This window comes from Neisseria sp. P0022.S009 (assembly GCF_051956675.1).
In the GTDB taxonomy this organism is placed as follows: domain Bacteria; phylum Pseudomonadota; class Gammaproteobacteria; order Burkholderiales; family Neisseriaceae; genus Neisseria.
On record NZ_JBQCXE010000078.1, the window covers coordinates 1 to 439 of the forward strand.

Sequence of the window (439 nt, forward strand, 5' to 3'; positions counted from 1 at the left end):
CCGCAAACCTGTCGCCTTGGTGGGCTTGAGCATTTACTTTGCCGCCGTTATTGGTTTGACGATGGTGAATAATGTCGAGCAGCTGTTGAACTTGCGTGCCTTGCAGGCGTTTGGCGCGGGGATGACCGTGGTGATTTCCGGCGCGATGGTGCGCGATTATTATTCCGGACGCAAAGCCGCGCAGATGTTTGCCTTAATCGGCATCATTCTGATGATTGTGCCATTGATGGCGCCGATGATTGGTGCAGGCTTGCAGAATTTGGGCGGCTGGCGCATGATTTTCGGCTTTCTGGCCTGCTATTCGCTGCTGCTTTGGGGTTTGATGTGGTATTTCCTGCCCAAGCCGCACCAAAAAGGCAAAATCAGCATGGACGTGTTCGGCGTGGTGGCAGGCAGGTTTAAACGTGTTTTGAGAACGCGCGCCGCGATGGGCTATCTG

General features: G+C 54.4%; 1 protein-coding gene. It reads left to right on the forward strand.

Features of this window, described 5'->3' with window-relative positions; all coding sequences use genetic code 11:
• A partial coding sequence (locus ACTHUG_RS11515) for an MFS transporter (RefSeq protein WP_440422305.1) occupies window positions 1-439 on the forward strand: 439 nt, incomplete at both ends.